The sequence below is a fragment of the Methylocapsa sp. S129 genome (assembly GCF_009765995.1).
Lineage (GTDB): Bacteria > Pseudomonadota > Alphaproteobacteria > Rhizobiales > Beijerinckiaceae > Roseiarcus.
Map to the genome: position 1 here is coordinate 116848 of NZ_LMUI01000050.1, position 2412 is coordinate 119259.

At 63.2% G+C, this 2412-nt stretch carries 4 protein-coding genes; 2 read left to right on the forward strand and 2 right to left on the reverse strand.

The window, feature by feature from the left end:
• Position 1: 1 nt before the first annotated feature.
• A complete protein-coding gene (locus GSQ90_RS28280) occupies positions 2-730 on the reverse strand; it encodes a phytochelatin synthase family protein (RefSeq protein WP_158818327.1) in 729 nt (242 codons plus the stop codon).
• Positions 731-874: 144 nt separating this feature from the next.
• Here GSQ90_RS28280 and GSQ90_RS28285 point away from each other — a divergent pair, with 144 nt between their 5' ends.
• Complete coding sequence (locus GSQ90_RS28285) at positions 875-1336, forward strand: hypothetical protein (protein WP_158818328.1); 462 nt, start codon at positions 875-877, stop codon at positions 1334-1336.
• 13 nt (positions 1337-1349) lie between these two features.
• Here GSQ90_RS28285 and GSQ90_RS28290 read toward each other — a convergent pair whose 3' ends face one another.
• Positions 1350-1985 carry a CGNR zinc finger domain-containing protein gene (locus tag GSQ90_RS28290; RefSeq protein ID WP_158818329.1) on the reverse strand — a complete coding sequence of 212 codons (636 nt, stop codon included), beginning with the start codon at positions 1983-1985 and terminating at the stop codon, positions 1350-1352.
• Between the two features lie 76 nt (positions 1986-2061).
• Between GSQ90_RS28290 and GSQ90_RS28295 the strand changes: the two genes are divergently transcribed.
• Positions 2062-2412, forward strand: a 351-nt coding sequence (locus tag GSQ90_RS28295) for an ABC transporter substrate-binding protein (RefSeq protein ID WP_158818330.1), incomplete at its 3' end; no start/stop codon positions are given.

Consider the following 2412-nt stretch of genomic DNA (forward strand, 5'->3'; position numbering starts at 1 on the left):
TTCATTGCGGGACGGCGCTTTTGGCGATCAAGACATAGCCGCGCGTCTTGCTGTCATTGACGACGTCAATCGTGTTCATCGCATCGAAGAGATCGGACGCCTTCACCCAGACGGGCGGATATTTGTAGCGCGCGACATCGAGGACGAGAAACCGGTCCGCCTTCTCGTCATAAGCCGCTAGGGGCGATATATGACCCCCGATCTCCTGCCCGATTGCTTTGCGCAGATAGTTCACGATGACGAAATGGTCCTTCGCGCCGAGATAATCGCGCGCCGCGGCGCGGAAGGCGTCGAGACCGCCGTCGGCGGCGTGATGAACCTCGATCGCAACGGAATGGAGCGCGAGCAATCCGCCGAGCTGATCAAGCGTCATGCCTTGCCTGGCGAGGAGGTCGCGGGGCAGCACGGCGTCCGTATGTTCGTCGAGAAAATTATCCTGCGTGAAGGTATGGTAGGGCTGATATTCGGGCGTCGAGGGGGCCGGCGCATGCAGCGCATTGAGCACCATGACGATGCTGGCGACGCCGCAATAGGCCTGCGTCTTCTGCGTCACGAAATTGGCGGCGATCGGGAAATAAGCCTCCAGCGCTTGGCTCTCATGAAAGAACCTTTCTCCCTCCTCGGAACTGAGATCGGTCAGGTTCGCCGGCAGCCGCAGCGTGTCGGCGCGCGCGCCCGTCGTCAGCAAATGAAGGGCGCATGCGAGTCCCAGAAAAAAGCGGCCTGACATCGCGAGTCCTCGAAGCGGAAATGCGCAGCCCATTCTATGCCAGGCGGGCGGCGGCGCCATGCGAATTCTTGACGGGGCTTGCACGCTCATTGCCTCTGCCGATACAATCGGCGTCGAGGAGGCCGCCTCATCGATGGAGTGACCATGAAAATCTGGTCGATCGGCCTTGCAATCGCTCTAACTTTCGCCGCGCTCGATTCGGCGAGCGCCGGCTTTGCCATCGTCGCCGGCGGGCATAGCGCCATCCCAACCGTGCGCGCGAGCATGGCCAATCATATCCGGGAAGCGGCGCGCTTCGGGCCGAGGGATTCCAGGGCCTTTCGCCAGGGTCGGGATCGACAGCCCCAGTTCATTTCCCTGGAATCTCAAGATGCGCCAATCCCCTCTCCCGCCGCCGACAGCGAACCGTTCGGCTTCGGAGGAAGCGCGCCGATCATCAATGTGACATTCGCCGCGCCAGCGCCGGGCCAAGCGTATCTCCCGCCGCAAACCTACGCGGCGGCCGGTCCGAAAATCATCATGATCGGCACGCGGCCGCGATCGACGCATTTCTCAAAAATGCCCCTCGTCGTCTACGGAACGACTCAGGCCGGGCGAAGCTATTAGCGCCGATCGCGACTCAACCGCCGCGCATGCGGGCGCCGAGCCGCTTCTGTTTGGCGCGATTGCCACAAACTTCCATCTCGCACCAGCGGCGGCTCTTGTTCTTGGTCGTATCGAAGAACAGCCAGCCGCATTTCTCGCCCTCGCAGCGCTTGACGCGCGTGAGGTCCGCCTGGCCCAGCGTGGCGAGCGCGGATAGGGCGATCGGCCCCAGCACCGCCTCGACAGCGGCCTCGCGCGGCGTCCACGACCAGATGTAGCGGCCGCCGTCGGGCGTCAGCTTCGCATGGGCGACGCAGGCCGCATGCTCCTTGGCGAGCCGATCGACCTGCGGCGCGGGCGCAGGACTCCCCGCCGCGATCTCGACGCCAATGGCGTAAAGCGCTTCGCGCAGATCGAGCGCGCGCCGTAGCAATCGTCGCGCCAACGCCTCGTCGGCGGCCACCGCGCCGCGCAGCCAATCGGCATCGGCCGGCCCCAGCACTTTGGCGTGCCGCGCCCAAGCGACGACATTTTCGGCCGAGCGCAAATGTTCCGTAGGCGCCGGCCATCCGCGCCCGGAGGATGTGTTGGTGAAATCAAAGGCAAGCTCGCCGCCGATCAGCGTGAGCGAGCCCGCCCTGGATTCCTCTGGAGTCGGAATGCTAACCATCAAAGCACTCTTTACAGGTTATAGCGCCCGCGCTAGCTTGCGGTCGCTACCGGTCATATCGCTTTTGGAGGTTAGTATGAAATCCCTGTTTCTCAAAGGCGCAGCCATCATTTTTGCGGCCGCCCTCGTCAGCGGCGCCGCGAGCGCCCAGATCAAGCTCGGCGTCGCCGGCCCGATCACCGGCGCGAACGCCTCATTCGGCGCGCAATTGACCAATGGCGTCGCGCAGGCGGCCAAGGACATCAACGCCGCCGGCGGCATTCTCGGCCAGAAAATCGAGGTCGAACAAGGCGATGACGTTTCTGATCCCAAACAGGGCGTTTCTGTCGCCAATAAATTCGTTGGCGACGGCGTCAAATTCGTGATCGGCCACTTCAATTCGGGCGTCACGATTCCGGCGTCGGAAGTCTATGCCGACAACGGCATT

Excerpts from the sequence above, each read along its gene's own strand:
- GSQ90_RS28280 (WP_158818327.1), bottom strand. The coding sequence starts at position 730 with ATGTCAGGCCGCTTTTTTCTGGGACTCGCATGCGCCCTTCATTTGCTG.
- GSQ90_RS28290 (WP_158818329.1), bottom strand. The coding sequence starts at position 1,985 with ATGGTTAGCATTCCGACTCCAGAGGAATCCAGGGCGGGCTCGCTCACG.
- GSQ90_RS28285 (WP_158818328.1), top strand. The coding sequence starts at position 875 with ATGAAAATCTGGTCGATCGGCCTTGCAATCGCTCTAACTTTCGCCGCG.